Annotated in this window: 19 protein-coding genes; 17 read left to right on the top strand and 2 right to left on the bottom strand. The window is 44.0% G+C overall.

Annotated elements, in window-relative coordinates; translation table 11 throughout:
- Positions 1–325 precede the first annotated feature (325 nt).
- On the top strand, positions 326–526 hold the full coding sequence (locus H6F77_RS10120; RefSeq protein WP_190487956.1) for a type II toxin-antitoxin system HicB family antitoxin: 201 nt from the start codon (positions 326–328) through the stop codon (positions 524–526).
- Complete coding sequence (locus tag H6F77_RS10125; protein WP_190487957.1) at positions 523–732, top strand: type II toxin-antitoxin system HicA family toxin; 210 nt, start codon at positions 523–525, stop codon at positions 730–732. Before H6F77_RS10120 ends, H6F77_RS10125 begins: the two co-directional genes overlap by 4 nt.
- 101 nt (positions 733–833) lie before the next feature.
- Here H6F77_RS10125 and H6F77_RS10130 read toward each other — a convergent pair whose 3' ends face one another.
- Complete coding sequence (locus H6F77_RS10130; RefSeq protein WP_190487960.1) at positions 834–980, bottom strand: hypothetical protein; 147 nt, start codon at positions 978–980, stop codon at positions 834–836.
- A gap of 27 nt (positions 981–1,007) precedes the next feature.
- Here H6F77_RS10130 and H6F77_RS10135 point away from each other — a divergent pair, with 27 nt between their 5' ends.
- From H6F77_RS10135 to tsf, 15 genes are all read left to right on the top strand, one after another.
- A complete protein-coding gene (locus H6F77_RS10135; protein WP_190487962.1) occupies positions 1,008–1,679 on the top strand; it encodes a hypothetical protein in 672 nt (223 codons plus the stop codon).
- A 1,015-nt stretch (positions 1,680–2,694) separates the two neighbouring features.
- The gene (locus H6F77_RS10140) at positions 2,695–3,234 is read left to right on the top strand and encodes a dihydrofolate reductase family protein (protein WP_190487964.1); all 540 of its coding nucleotides are present in this window, start codon (positions 2,695–2,697) and stop codon (positions 3,232–3,234) included.
- A gap of 249 nt (positions 3,235–3,483) precedes the next feature.
- Positions 3,484–4,086: an ankyrin repeat domain-containing protein gene (locus H6F77_RS10145; protein ID WP_242022044.1), complete on the top strand. Its 603-nt coding sequence runs from the start codon at positions 3,484–3,486 to the stop codon at positions 4,084–4,086.
- 160 nt (positions 4,087–4,246) lie between these two features.
- The gene (locus H6F77_RS10150; RefSeq protein WP_190487968.1) at positions 4,247–5,032 is read left to right on the top strand and encodes a GNAT family N-acetyltransferase; all 786 of its coding nucleotides are present in this window, start codon (positions 4,247–4,249) and stop codon (positions 5,030–5,032) included.
- Positions 5,033–5,120: 88 nt separating this feature from the next.
- Entirely contained in the window at positions 5,121–5,603 is a 483-nt protein-coding gene (locus H6F77_RS10155; protein WP_190487970.1) for a cupin domain-containing protein, read from the top strand.
- Positions 5,604–5,637: 34 nt separating this feature from the next.
- Entirely contained in the window at positions 5,638–6,342 is a 705-nt protein-coding gene (locus H6F77_RS10160; protein ID WP_190487973.1) for a hypothetical protein, read from the top strand.
- Positions 6,343–6,904: 562 nt separating this feature from the next.
- Positions 6,905–7,372, top strand: coding sequence for a GNAT family N-acetyltransferase (locus H6F77_RS10165; RefSeq protein ID WP_190487975.1), 468 nt, complete (start codon positions 6,905–6,907; stop codon positions 7,370–7,372).
- Between the two features lie 214 nt (positions 7,373–7,586).
- Positions 7,587–7,712: a hypothetical protein gene (locus H6F77_RS28335; protein WP_255515717.1), complete on the top strand. Its 126-nt coding sequence runs from the start codon at positions 7,587–7,589 to the stop codon at positions 7,710–7,712.
- 181 nt (positions 7,713–7,893) lie between these two features.
- Entirely contained in the window at positions 7,894–8,853 is a 960-nt protein-coding gene (locus H6F77_RS10170; RefSeq protein WP_190487977.1) for a GNAT family N-acetyltransferase, read from the top strand.
- Between the two features lie 133 nt (positions 8,854–8,986).
- Positions 8,987–9,187 carry a hypothetical protein gene (locus H6F77_RS10175; RefSeq protein ID WP_190487979.1) on the top strand — a complete coding sequence of 67 codons (201 nt, stop codon included), beginning with the start codon at positions 8,987–8,989 and terminating at the stop codon, positions 9,185–9,187.
- 614 nt (positions 9,188–9,801) lie between these two features.
- On the top strand, positions 9,802–10,266 hold the full coding sequence (locus tag H6F77_RS10180) for an NUDIX domain-containing protein (protein WP_190487982.1): 465 nt from the start codon (positions 9,802–9,804) through the stop codon (positions 10,264–10,266).
- Positions 10,267–10,425: 159 nt separating this feature from the next.
- A complete protein-coding gene (locus H6F77_RS10185) occupies positions 10,426–11,148 on the top strand; it encodes a hypothetical protein (RefSeq protein ID WP_190487983.1) in 723 nt (240 codons plus the stop codon).
- A gap of 193 nt (positions 11,149–11,341) precedes the next feature.
- Complete coding sequence (gene rplL / locus H6F77_RS10190; RefSeq protein ID WP_190487985.1) at positions 11,342–11,725, top strand: 50S ribosomal protein L7/L12; 384 nt, start codon at positions 11,342–11,344, stop codon at positions 11,723–11,725.
- Positions 11,726–11,730: 5 nt separating this feature from the next.
- The gene (locus tag H6F77_RS10195; RefSeq protein ID WP_309228827.1) at positions 11,731–12,156 is read left to right on the top strand and encodes a hypothetical protein; all 426 of its coding nucleotides are present in this window, start codon (positions 11,731–11,733) and stop codon (positions 12,154–12,156) included.
- Between the two features lie 112 nt (positions 12,157–12,268).
- On the top strand, positions 12,269–12,931 hold the full coding sequence (tsf, locus tag H6F77_RS10200; protein ID WP_190487987.1) for a translation elongation factor Ts: 663 nt from the start codon (positions 12,269–12,271) through the stop codon (positions 12,929–12,931).
- Positions 12,932–13,428: 497 nt separating this feature from the next.
- Here the strand turns inward: tsf and H6F77_RS10205 are convergent, their stop codons facing one another.
- On the bottom strand, positions 13,429–14,577 hold the full coding sequence (locus H6F77_RS10205; protein ID WP_190487989.1) for an alanine--glyoxylate aminotransferase family protein: 1,149 nt from the start codon (positions 14,575–14,577) through the stop codon (positions 13,429–13,431).
- Between the last annotated feature and the right edge of the window lie 180 nt (positions 14,578–14,757).

Consider the following 14,757-nt stretch of genomic DNA (forward strand, 5'->3'; position numbering starts at 1 on the left):
CTTGAACATAGTTATCGATAATTTTTTGCCGTAAGTCGAGCGAATATGCCTTCATTTCTCTTTAAGGAAAATGTACAACCTATCTATTAATCGTACCTCATTAGATAGGGAAACGCTATAAGAGCGATCGCGCCTACCTTCCATCTCACGCAATGTTATCTGTCGCCGAAGAGGTTAGCTGCTAGCGTTTCAAGGGAAGCGATCGCAAGGGTTGAAAACTCTACTTATCAAGTAAGCAGGATGCGATCGCACTTAGGCCGAAATTATGGATGGGCGATCGCACAGTTACACTAAAATCTAGGCACAATGCTGTGAGAGATCGATTATGAAAATTAAGGCAGTCATCTGGCAGGAAGATGGGGTATGGTGTGGTTCTGTACCTGCTCTACCAGGTTGTCACACTTGGGGAGAAAGCTACGAACAACTGTTGGAGATGCTAGAAGACGCTATTCAGGGTTGGCTGGAAGTTGCTAGTCAGCACCAAGAGCTTGAACCTGAGAAACAATTGATTGAGCTATCTGTATGAAGTCGGTTTCCGGTAAAGCTCTTTGTAAGATTGTTGAGCGACATGGTTGGGAACTAAAACGAGTGACTGGTAGCCACCATATTTATGCAAAGGAAGATATGAGTGTCATTCTCTCCATTCCTGTTCATAGCAATCGGGATCTGCCTACTGGTACTTTGAGAAGCCTCCTGAAGGATGCTGAACTTACTGAAGAAGACCTAGACTAACAGTGCGATCGCCCATACTCCTCGGACTGAAGCTAGGAAACCCCTACATCTAGTTTTGTTCAGAATCTAGCGTTGTGGAGCGATCGCGCCTACCTTCCATCTCACGTAAGACCGTTGAGCTTTGTTTCGAGGTTAGCTGTTAGCGTTCCAAGTATGAGATCTGCTGAAAGCAGTAGCGCTAATGCGATCGCACTTAGGTCGAAATTGTGCATGGGCGATCGCACAGCTACACTAAAATCTAGGCACAATGCTGTGAGAGACCGATTAATAAACGAATGAATTTAGTACCAGTTGTAGAATTTCGTCCCACCGAATATCAAACAAAGCATCATGAAATGCCGGAGAATTCAAAAGCGAATTCCCTCGAGCTGTGGGATGCTTATTGGAGAAATTCTCTTGCCGATTCGGGGATTATTACACTTGAGCCTTATGCAAATGGTTCGTGGTTAGTTGAAACTGAAATCTTACTAAACAATAAAAAAACAATAGAACTAATGCTAATAAAGCATTTAACTAACTTTAAATCTGGCTTAATAAAAAGTATCTCTGAAGAGGTTGGTGCGTTGTATGGAGGTTACATTCTCGAAATTGATGAAAAATTAAAAATTTATCCTGAATGCTGCGGTAGCCTTAAAGATATTCAGGAATGGAAAGATATATCTGAGTGGGAAGATAGTCAAGAAACAACGCTATGGATTGGTCATCCTTGGTTAATGGTAAGTGCAATAGATGAAGAGTACCTTCAGTTTAGAAGAACAGCAGAATATCGTGAACCTCCAAAACCTGTAATTTTTCAAGTGAAGAAGAGTGATTTGAAATTAGCAATTCGGATTGCAGAAGATAACTTGTTTAAGTTTCAAGAGGTTATTTGGCCAATATTGAGAAATATTATCCCGAAAAATGCTGAAGAAGTTCTTAAAATACTGGTATATGGTAGCGAGCCTTAAAAGACCTAATGAATTACTGCAACCGACGGTCTAATAGTGCGATCGCCCATCCTTATAGGATACTTTTGATCGGCATGTATGCGGCTGTGCGATCGCGCCTACCTTTCATCTCATGCAACGTTATCTGTCACTAATGAGTTTAATTATTAGCGTTCCAAGAATGCGATCGCTACCTTAAGGATGAAATAAAACAGGGGATACATTCATGTCAAGGATTTGGAAAGAACCAAGGAAGCTAATAGTTCCCCGTAACAGTAGCGAGGTTTTTAGCCCCATGTCCCGAGGCGGGCCTCCTGCGGACATTTCGCCCGCTCGTACACTAATTCCAGAATGGGTTTACTGTGTTTATGTTTGTGGCTTTACATTCAAATTCTGGTCAATTCCTCAAATTCAAGCCGCTCTTGATTTCTACTCTAAAAAAATTCATCCAAGCTCACGTCTAGAAGACCCTAATGGGACTCTCTGGTGTTATCATAGCGAAGCTCAACGATGGTATGAACGTTTACCTCTTTATTTGCGGAAAGAAGGCAAACGACAGCGAGTAGTCAAAGCTTTAGAGCAAGCATTACAACAGTTCGCTAATGAAATATCGCCAATACAACCAAGCGTAAATGTAAGGGAATTACGTGTGAGTTCTAGTCGCCGATATTCAAAAAAAGATGATTTTAATTATGTAGCTTGGTGCAAAGAATGCAATAAACTACTCGGACAAGGGTTGTGCAGGCAGTGCAAGAGTAGGAAGTCGCACTCACTATATCGAGTAGCTCATTGTAATAACTGTAACGTACCACTTGGGCAAGGTTTGTGTGGAGGATGCGAAAAAACGAGAAAAACATTAATAGAAGTCTAAACTAGCCCTTTGCGTTTTCAAAATGCGCTTTGTGCTAGCTCTGAAAGAAACGCTCCGCTAAAGCTTCACTTGCTTGGCGATCGCTCCACAAGGTTAACTGTAGCGATAATACTTGTTTGTAGAGTCACGGACAACCGTTCAGTTCATTCAAGAATAAGGTTAAAGATGCGAAAACTAAAATATTATGTTGCCGTTTCTGTGGATAACTTTATTGCCCACGAAGACGGATCGTGGGATGGCTTTCTTACGGAAGGCGAAGCTGTCACCGATTATCTCGAATCTTTAAAAACATGGTTTGATGCCGTTTTGATGGGACGCAAAACATACGAGATAGCGCTAAAGGTCGGCGTAACCAATCCTTATTCATATCTAAAGCAGTATGTTTTTTCGCGCACGATGAAAGAAAGCCCGGATGAGAATGTTGAACTGGTCTCGGAAAATATAGTTGAGTTCGTTAGAAAATTGAAGAATGAAACGGGTAAAGACATCTACCTTTGTGGCGGCGCGGATTTAGCCACAATGCTTTTTTCAGAAAACTTGATTGACGAGATAATTCTGAAGTTGAATCCGGTACTACTTGGTTCGGGCATTCCACTTTTTTCCGGACTCATTAAGCAGACTGCGCTGGAACTCACCGACAGCAAGATTTACAAAAACGGTGTCGTGTTGCTTTTTTATCGTGTGAAAAAAATGGAACAAATTTAAGCTAATCGTGAGAGCGTACTTGCCAGGTGTCGGAGGAACGATCGCGCCTACCATCTCACTTCAAGCGTTGGGCTTTGTTTGGGGGTTATCAGTCACTGAGGAGTTTAGCTGTTAGCGTTCCAAGGATGCGATCGCGGTATTGCAGCGCCAAATCGCTTTCATCAGAGTAGCTGATGATATCGTTAGCTAAGTTGCAAGTGATCGCCTGTGTTGGAGAAGATAGGGGATTACCAGAGCCAACAAAGAGCCATGAATATTTTTGAGGTTATACAAGTCGGAAATATAGACAAACTTCAAGAGCTAGTTAAAGCCGGAACAGATGTAAAGGTTCCAGACAAGAGTGGTGTTACAACGTTGATGAAGGCTGCTGCATCTTGCAGTCCAGGCGGCAACATTGTGGAGACTCTCGTCGCACTTGGAGTCGATGTTAATGCCAAGGATGAGAATGGTAAAACGGCTCTGATGTATGCCGCTGAGCGAGGCAGTATTCATGTAGTGCAAGTTTTGCTTGCTGCTGGGGCGGATGTCAATGCCAAAGCGGAAAAAGTAGCAATCGGGTGGAACAGAACAGCCCTAATGTATGCAGCATGGCTGGATCACGCTGATACTGTAAGGACTTTAATTGAAGCTGGGGCAGATGTAAATGTCAAAAACAGTGACGGGGACACAGCTCTTTTAGGGGCTGTAAAGGAAGGCTATATCGAGATTGTGCGTATTTTAATTGATGCCGGAGCAGACATTAGTGCTAGAAACTGTAATGGCGACACAGCTCTCTCATTGGCAGTAAGCGAGGATTTCCCTGTAATCATTGAGATGCTTCGCAAAGAAGCGGGAATGAGTAGAGAGTGTTGAGTGCGATCGCTACATTGGAAGCAACAAGATTTGGATACAGAGGTGAAGCATGAAAGGAAGTTGTGCTTGCGGTGGCATTCAGTACGAACTCTCTGACAATCTATGCCGTTCAAAATTGAAGTTGTCCTGCACATCCACGGCACACACGGCAAATATTTCTATGACTCAATCAAGCTCCCCACTCATAAACTCCCGCATTCAATCATATCTGCGCTTTGCGGCAAGCCAGCAACGTGACACGGAGCGCATCGAACCATTCCTCTCAACATTCAACCCCTACAACGACAACCCCTTTCTTAACTACGCCATCCCCGATGACAACGCTGTGCCATCTTTAGATAACGTGAATGCACTCATTACTGCCTACGAAAAGCGGGGACGACAGCCACGATTGGAATATATTGCAAGTCTGGCACCTGCGGTTGAGGAAGTGCTGATAGCTGCTGGTTTCACTGTTGAGGGACGTTTACCGTTGATGATTTGCGCTCCCGGTTCGGAGCAATTGCTTCCTACACCTCCAGGCATAGAACTCATCGTACCGACTTCGGATGCCGAGATGCTTGCTACGGTTACGGTGCAACATGAAGCCTACGCAGCTCCTACTCCCAGTCTCGAAGACGCTGCCCGTCTACGAGATAGCATAGCGGCAGGCGGAATCGCAGTACTTGCTCATGTCGCAGCAACAGGTGAACCTGTGGGGGCTGGAGTCTGTTCAGTGCCCGGAAATCAGACGACAGAGATTGCTGGCATCGGTGTACGTGTCCCTTTCCGACAGCGGGGCATTGCAGGAGCCTTGACAACTCGGTTAGTGCGAGAGGCTTTTGATGCAGGCGTTACAATAGCTTTTCTCATGGCGGCGCATGAGGAAGAAAAGCGGATTTACACCCGCGCTGGCTTCTCCACAATTGGCGAGATTTTGCACATTTCGCTCCCACCAAAGCTCTAATCTAGATGAGCGATCGGGATTGAGAATTTATTAGCGGCGGTTGAATTTAGCCGTTAAGTATCCAGTAAACCATCAGAGGGTTACAAACATGACAGACAAGAAATCTTTTATTTTGCGGCATCAACAAATTGCGGACAGTATGCAAGCGTTCTCCCACCCCTGGAATCCGAAATCCGAAATCTCAGGGACACAAATGGGGCGCTTGCTCGGACTAAAGCGCACCGGAGTCAACTTCGTAAAAGTCCCTCCAGGAAAGGAATCGTTTGTCTATCATTCCCACTACCGCGAGGAAGAATGGATTTACATCCTATCGGGCTGCGGAATTGCGGAAATTGACGGGGAAGAATTCGAGGTTGGTGCAGGAGACTTCATGGCATTCCCGACTCCTTCGGTAGCTCATCATCTGAGGAATGCAGGCAACGAAGACTTAGTTTACCTGGCAGGAGGAGAAAACCTCGATATAGAAATTGCTGATTTTCCGCACCTTGGAAAACGTATGTTTCGCCGTGAGGATGCTATTGAAATCTTTAACCTGTCAGATGCTAAACTGTTTGGAGCATTAGACACCTAATATTGAGCAAAATTAGCAACTTGCGGAACAAGTTATGCACCACAGCTATAAAACAGAATTTGGTAGACGATATGATGCTTATGAGCAGTCAAAAGAAATGGAAGTATACCGAAACTTGAAGGCGTTGCAATCTAGTTTTCAAGTTTTCAAGATAAATTTCTGTGAATTGATGAAGTGGTTAGAGCCCCTTAAAGATTCTAGAGAGTCTTTAAGTATGTATAACCAGGATAAAATGGAGAATGTAGATGCTCTAATTGCTGAAACTAAGAGGTTGCTCCATAATTTTCTTGCTTCTGCAAAGTCCCTGGTTGACCATACAAGAGTAATTGTTAACAGACTTTACGCAGAGCATGAGTTTAGAAAGGAGTATCAAAGCAAACTTGACCAGGATTTAGCAAACAATCCTGTGCAGAAATTTGTTCAAAATCTTCGGAACTATACCCAGCACTACACTTTACCCATTCTGGCCCTACAAATTACCTTATCAGATGACTTGAACTTCAATATGAAAATGGATGTTAAGGTTCTCAAACAATGGGATGCATGGGGGAGTTCAAAATCTTATCTGGAGAGTATGGGAGATAACTTTTGTATAGTGACCCTGACTAATGAATACTTTGTGCTAATTCAGGGTTTCTATAGCTGGCTTATCGAGCGACAGCAGGAACTCCATCAAGCAGATTTTGAAAACCTTCAGAAAATGGAGGAAGAATTCATGAATCTTAGTGGCGCAGGGTAACACTGTGGTGTAGCGCACGGAAGGACTATCTGCCGCCGCTGACCTTTGCCGTTATACTACACATGCTGATAATAATGAGTTGCGTACTCGAAACAACCAGATTACAGCTTCGACCTTGCGAGATATAGGATATTCAAATCGTCCACACGTTTTGGACAAACGATGGCGTTAGGTATTTGCTATTGGAAAACCGAGTAATCTCGTTAGACGAAGCGCGATCACTAACGTTTATACAAATGAAACATCTTGAACATTGTTTCAAGGCATACAGCGTATTCAAGCTAGGCTCAAATTGCCATGAAGTAGGGATAATCAACAAGTCGTTTCTTAGTTTGAAAGTGCGGTAGCTATGACCGAATTACTTGAAAGAGCGATCGCCCGATTGATACTCTACCTGCTAGCGAACAGGATGCGTTGGCGTAGCCTGCCGGAGGCATCTCGCTGCAATAATTCTCGAAGAACTCGAAGCTGAAATTCAGCGAGATGAAGCATTTGCAGGCTTCCAATATGTCCTAGCTAAACTTGCAGCCGAAGCAATAGTTGAATAACATACGATTAATTAATGAAAGTCAGACCTGCTAATCTTAATGACGTATCGCTAATTTTCTCCTTCATTCAGAAGAACTCAGAATTTAGCCGAAAGGTTGGTGGATTCTCTGGAGTATTGCGAGTATCCGAGGAGAAAATACGCAAAACGCTATTTGGTGCTATTCCTTTTTCTTACGTTTTGTTTGCCGAGACTTCAGGGCGTGAAGTTGGGTTTGCGTTATATGCATTCAGATACTCCTCATTTGCAGGTCAACCGAGCATCTGGCTTGACGATCTGTATGTGGATGAAGACATGAGAAGTAAAGGAGCCGGAGCAGCATTAATGGATTATCTTGCTCAAATTGCGAAGGAGACTGATTGTACTCATCTTGCTTGGAATGCTGATGCTCGAAACACTCGCGGGCTTAATTTTTACGCTCGGTTGGGTGCAGAAATTACAAAGCAGGAGGGTAATCGATGTTTTTTGATCTGGACTCCATAGGCAGTGACATAATAGTGACATAATTTAGTCGTTAGCTCCCTTCTGCGATGTCACCTTCGCGATCGCTTTTTTGATACCGCTTTCATCATAAGCATATACAAAATTTATCGCAGACTATACTCTGACGTTCCATACTACATCAGAGAACTTCTCATCAGGCATTAGTGACAAGTTGCGTTGACCTTAATTTGTAACTAAATGAGATACAAGGAAGATGCTGCTGACAGGAACAGCAACCAGCCTCGAAAACTGGCGTACAGCTAATAACTGTAACGGTAGCTCTTTCCCCCGCCTTGCTAAAAATTGCCTCATCTTCCGTTATCCATCGCAAGCCGAATAGCGAGGCGCACCGTTGACATCGTGTTGTAGAAGGGGCAGTACCTTCATGGTGGATTTAGTTTAGCTTGGCTTAACGTCGGCTTGTCACCCAATCGGGTGAGGTGTTATGTCGGTTGTTGTTTGTAGTATGTCTGTAGTAAGGCGTAACTGCAATAAATGCAGCAGCTTAAGCATTAAACATTATGATTACTCTGACCACGCGCCCCTATGCGGGTGAAAAAGATTTAGAAGCGATCGCTCACCTGATTAATTCCTGCGAAGCGGTCGATAAACTTGACGAAGGCATATCTGTATCTGAACTGCGACAGGAATTTGAAGCACCTTCATTAGACAAAGCACGCGATCTTTCCCTCTGGGAAGACACGGACAATAAGCTGATTGGCTTCGGACGAATGTGGATTCCCCTTGAGGGTGAAATCATCGAAGGCTCCCTTGGGTTCCACGTCCACCCAAGCGATCGCGGCGGTTATCTGGAAAAACAGATCGTCGCCTGGGGTGAAGAACGGATGCGCGAAGTTAGCAAAGAACGCTGCATGAGCGTTAAACTGCGCTCCACCGCTCGCGAAGGCCAAGCCGAACGCATCGCTTTCTTAGAAAGTTGCGGTTTCACTGCCGATCGGTACTTTTTCACGATGACGCGATCTCTGGATGAACCAATACCACAACCGCAGTTCCCAGCAGGTTTCACCCTTCGCCAAGTAGAAGTTGAACAAGACGCAGAAGCGTGGGTGGAGATGTTTAACCAGTCGTTTATCGACCATTGGAATCATCACCCTTTAACTGTGGAGATGCTTAAGTATTATCTAAGCGACCAAGATTACAAGCCGGAATTAAACCTGATTGCGATCGCTCCTGATGGGACTTTTGCTGCGTTTTGCCACAGCCTGATCGATACCGAGGAAAATGCACGCAGCGATCGCAACGAAGGCTGGATTGCTGTACTAGGGACGCGGCGCGGCTTCCGTAAGATTGGGCTGGGACGAGCTATGTTACTAAGCGGGATGCATCTTTTGAAGGCTGCTGGCGTAGAGACAGCCAAACTTGGTGTCGATGCTCAGAATCCTTCAGGTGCGCTGCGACTCTACGAATCTGTTGGGTTTGCCAAACTTCACACCCGCATTTTCTACGTCAAGGATGTGTAGTTGGCTCTTGCTAAAAAATCTTGCTGCCGAACTCTTGACAAATTTGTAGTATTTCTGTAGTATAAATTTAGTGAAGCAAGAGAACCACAAGTTCACACATCATCTTGCTTCCAAGTTAAAGGAGGTGTCGAAAATGGTTCACATTCGATTTGAAGGACGTTCCTACGATATAGCAGAAAGTCAGTTGGGTGTAACAACTGGCATGAACGACACCACTGTTAAGGAACGCATAGCACAGCATTTAGATGTAAAGCGCGATCGCTTGCAATATTACGTTGTCGATCGCCGTCCTAGTGGCGATTTAATTGTAAGACCAGAAGCTGTTTACGGCTAACTCAATATCTCAAGTTAGATATAGGTTTGCCCGTGCGCTCACAAGTTTTTGTTGCTAAAAACGGTAACTCTGCAATAGATTTTTCGACTTGCACGCCACAGCAATAAAAGTTTTCAACCCGCGCCCTAACAGGTGAAGCATACACACAATCCGCCATTTAAGCGGGAGGTTGTGGGTTCGATTCCCACCAGTTCCACTATTAGGAGACAAAAGTAAAAAATAACTTTTTACTTTTGTCTTCATCAAGGGACTGTAGCTCAAAGGTAGAGCGCCAAAAGTGAACTCGCTTTTCTAACTTGCGCGGGGTCAATATTACGATTAGTGCGGAATTGGATACAGGTAAAGCTGGAAATGCTTCCCACACCTGCACATAATTAGACACAAAAAAAGGTTCTACTTCGCGCCCTTATCAAGAAAGCGTACATACATCTAGTGCTAGCTCGTCTGTAGGCTATCGCCCCATAAAAATGGGGTCACGGATTCGCCTATTGTGTATGCAAATGAAAACAAAGATTTCTTAACTGGCGCTGAGCCATCTAAATTCAAAGGATAACTATGCAGTAAAATCTACCACAAAAGCTAAACCATGCTTACTTGTGGAGACATACTATTCTATGGCACGCGATCCAATTCCAACCTGGTATTTTGCCTTAGTGGTAGTTCGTTTAGAACACCGTTTTCTATTAATTCATGAAAGTACACACGGTCAGAATTGGCATTTACCCGCTGGGAGAGTAGAGCCAGGAGAAACTCTTGTAGATGCTGCTAAGCGAGAAACGCTAGAAGAAAGCAGCATTCCGGTAATAATTGAAGGAATTCTGCGAATTGAGCATACAACTTATCCAGAGAATAGGGCGAGGTTAAGAGTTATTTTTGTGGCTCGTCCGCAAGACAATACTCCTCCGAAAAGTATTCCTGATGAACACTCATTAGGTGCTGCTTGGTTTTCTTTAGAAGAATTAGATAAATTGTCACTTCGAGAAGAAAAGGTTCGAGAAATGTTGAAATATATCGCTAGCGGTGGGCAGATTTACCCCCTTGAGTTGATAACTACCGAAACTGCGCTTTATAAAGTTTAGAATTTTCACTCCGCGCCATGAGTTAGAAAGCTTACATACTAACCAAATTGCGTTAGGCGCTTGATTAAAAAGCGGGATAATGCAGGTTCAAATCCTGAGTATGAGTAAATGGCTTTCTTAGCTTGCGCGGAGTATCCAAGCTCAAAAAGAGGTTGAGTAATGAGCGAACACCGTTTAAATGAAATTGTGATTGAACGTCCTCGTAGAGGAATGAGGATAAGTTCAAAAAAAGTTGGAGGCTACAAGAAAGCTCTGCAAAAATTGACTGAAGAAGCGATTGTAGATGGGTTGCTATCTCCTTATTTAATAAAACCCAGACATACCACAAAGCACTTTTCAGATCATCTAGGTCCATTGTATCGCTGGCTGCGTTCTAAAGTGGGGCAGCGTTGGGATGATGCATACAGCGAGCTATGTCGGAGCCTTGATAGTAGCACAATAACTGGGCGACACGTTTTGTCTCATGTATGGCATTTTGTGGAACTAAATGTTGTGCTTATTGACGGCGTTCCTTACCGTAAAGATAGACAAGAATACCCCCTTGATCGTTTTTGTTGGACATGGAAAAATCAACTTTACGTCAATCCGGAAACAGGAATTCTTTCGATAGCTGAGAAAGCGCCAAAGGAACTTCCTAAAAAGCGGGAAGATTTGGTTGTGATAGACAAATACCATCATTATCGAAAGGTGGATGATGTTTTGTTTCGGATCGTCCTTCAAGACTTGCCACCCATGAGCAAAGCTACAGATATTGTACTGAAGGCGACTATCAATGCTTCGATAGCATGGCAAGAATACGGTAGTGAAGTCTATGCTGTTAGCAAACAGCAATGTAGTAAGAAGGAAATTAAGTTCATCATGAAGCAATTGGCTAAAAATTAGGCCGATTGTAAATTTATTACCAGGCTAATAGATAAAGTCAGATTTAATTGACTAATAGCTGGCATCGGTAGTCTATTAAACCACAGTTTCGCTTTTAATCATAAATTCAACTATGGCAGGTTGGAAGTGAAGACGATGTGGTGGGAAGCGTTGGTTTTTAATATTAATTTTTTTATTGGTACTGGAGGTATGTATGTCGGTTAAAACAGATAATATTTTGGAAAAACTGAAATCGCTGACTGTATTAGAAACGGCTGACTTGGTTAAGCAAATTGAAGATGCCTTCGGTGTGAATGCTTCACCTCAGATGCCGATAATTGAATATTTTGATGTTTTTGTCAAGCCCGATGTACCACCTGTACAAACTGATTTTGATGTTGTCCTCGATGAAGTACCTGCTGATAAGAAAATTGCGATTCTTATGGTGGTACGGAGTTTGACGGGTTTGGGATTGAGGGAAGCAAAAGACTTTGTTGAGTCAGTACCGAAGGTAGTTAAGGAAGCGATCGCGTTCGATATCGCTTCTGATATCAAAGCACAACTGGAAGCTGCTGGAGCGAAGGTTTCTATCAAATAACAGTTGTGAAATACCAATCGGTTAGCGAGATAGAAAGTCTGATTGCAGCTTTCGAGAGTTGCACTCTTCCGCGCAGCGAGTGGAACCATTACGCACATTTGATTGTCGCGCTGTGGTACCTCACTCGCTACTCGGATGCAGAAGCGGTAAATAAAGTGCGATCGCGCATCCAGTTTTACAATTCTGCTAACGGTATCAAAACCACCATAGACAGCGGCTATCACGAAACTATAACACTGTTTTGGATTAAACTTGTTCGTCGCTATCTGTCAAGTACGGAGCGAAGTAACTCCATATTAAATATTGCTAATAAGCTTATCGATATTTATGGAGATAAGTGTCTACCAATGCAATATTACAGCCGCGATCGCCTTATGTCTTGGGAAGCTCGAATAAGTTGGCTAGAACCCGATTTACAACATCTCGAATAGACTCTTAAAAAAGGACAAACTGCACTTATCGTAGGGTGGAGATTGCCGACCATTTAAGCGTTATACAGTTTGGACAGAGCAATAAAAATTATTAGTCAAGGAGGAATAAAAGATGGTGGAAATAACTGTACAAACCGTCAAACAACTGCGTCTAAAAACAGGCGCAGGCATGATGAATTGTAAAAAGGCGCTGAATGAAACAAATGGCGATATGGCGAAAGCGATCGCATGGCTGCGCCAACAAGGTATAAATAGCACCAGATGCAAAGGTGGCAATGCAATTGCGGCAGAAGGAATTATTGACAGCTACATTCATACTGGTGGTAAAGTCGGCGTGCTAGTGGAAGTTAACTGCGAAACTGACTTTGTAAGTCGCAGCGAAGTATTTCAAAGCTTGGTACGGAACATCGCCATGCAAATTGCAGCTTGTCCGAATGTGGAATACGTGAAAGTGGCAGACATCCCGGCTGAAATTGTCGAGAAAGAAACACAAATCGAAATGGGACGGGATGACTTGGCTAACAAACCAGCAAACATCAAAGAAAAAATTGTTCAAGGACGAATTGAAAAACGCCTGAAAGAAATGTCTTTGATGGATCAGCCCTACATTCGCGATCAAAATATTGTTGTGGAAGAACTTGTTAAGCAAGCGATCGCCCAACTCCGCGAAAATATCCAAGTGCGTCGCTTCGTCCGCTTTGAGTTAAGCGAAGGTATTGAAAAACCAGAAACTAACTTTGCCCAAGAAGTTGCTGCACAAATCGGCGGCGGGTAAGAAAACTGACAGGTTATAGTGTGTGGGGTAGGTCGAAAAACCTACCCTACTTGCTAGAGAAGGGAATCAAATAGCGATCGCTTAATAATTCAAAACAAGGATGGCGATCGCGCCTATATTTTCTGATGGAAATTCTGAAGCCACAGCTACAATTACTAATTAATAATTAGAGCGGTTAAATGGTTCAATAGTAGGGTGGGCGCTACCCACCCTACTAAAAATGGTTGGGTTCGTTTATCCAACTCTCTAACTTATCGGATGCTATAAATTTCCAGGCTTATCTTCTGCTCAGATCCGCTATTACTAGCAAAACCAGATTTAGCTTATCAGTCTGAAGTACAAGTCGCAAAGAGCATAGGTTTTGAGTAGGATTTGATAGCAAACGAGGTTTTAATTGAAATGCTCAGACATTCCATCCGATTGCTACTGCACTACCTCAAATTCTGGGGCGTACCAGTCCCAGCGTGATTTATCCCTTCATTCAGCAACGCCAGATATTAAAGTGGTAAAATCTGCCGCAGTGTTTCCAATAGCCGATCCACATTTTCGGCGCGACTGTTGAATCCCATTAGACCTACGCGCCAGACTTTACCAGCGAGTTCGCCAAGTCCGCCGCCAATCTCAATGTTGTACTCATTCAACAACTGACGCGCGATCGCCTTACCATCGACACCTTCTGGAATGCAAACAGTTGTAAGCGTTGGCAATCGGAATTCTCGTTCAACATGAAGCTTAAGTCCTAAATCTTCTAATCCCTCCCACAGGTACTCGACGTTCTTTTGATGACGAGTCCAGCAATTTTCTAATCCTTCTTCTGTAATCAAACGCAGCGCTTCCCGCAAGGCATAATACAAGTTAATTGGGGCGGTGTGGTGATAAGTGCGTTCGCTACCCCAATACTTACCCAACAACGTCATATCTAAATACCAATTCGCCACTTTTGTACGACGTTGTTGCATTTTTTCAACCGCACGCGACCCCATCGTAAATGGCGAAGCACCCGGCGGACAACCTAGCCCTTTCTGACTACAACTATAAGCTAGGTCAACTTTCCATTCATCTAAGAACAAGGGAACGCCACCCATACTTGTCACCGTATCCACCAACAGCAAACAGTCGAATTCACGACAGAGATCGCCGACTCCTTCCAACGGTTGACGCGCCCCAGTAGATGTTTCGGCATTAACTAAAGCCAGAATAGCAGGGCGATGAGTTTCCAAGGCTGCGCGAATTTCTTCTAGTGCGAAGACTTGTCCCCAAGGCTTGTTAATGGTTCGCACATCTGCGCCATAACGTCCAGCCATGTCAACGAGGCGGTTGCCGAAGTAACCACTCACGCCAACTAGAACCACATCACCGGGTTCAGTTACATTGGCGAGGGTTGCTTCCATTGCTGCGGTTCCCGTACCGCTGACAGCAATGGTGAGCGGGTTTTCTGTCTGCCAAACATAGCGCAGCAATGCCTGGATTTCGTCCATCAGTGCGAGAAACGTTGGGTCGAGGTGTCCAACAGGAGGGGTATTCATCGCCTGGAGGACGGCGGGATGGATATTCGATGGGCCTGGGCCGAGTAGGAGGCGATTCGGCATTTCCAGGGGATTGAGTTGTAACCGTTGAGTGTTGTTGATGGAGAGTGTTAGCGTCATTATCTGTTTTAGGGTGTAGAGCTTTTCCAGTAGACGATAACTTAAAGTTTAAAGGCTGCGTGCAAGCAACGCTAATGATACTGATGTGCGATCGCCGCTTTGTTGAACGCAGTCATTAGGTCGTCAATACACCTACTTTCATATAACCGCAACAAAACTTGTTCAGATATCCGACTTCTC

The organism is Microcoleus sp. FACHB-831, assembly GCF_014695585.1.
GTDB lineage: Bacteria > Cyanobacteriota > Cyanobacteriia > Cyanobacteriales > FACHB-T130 > FACHB-831.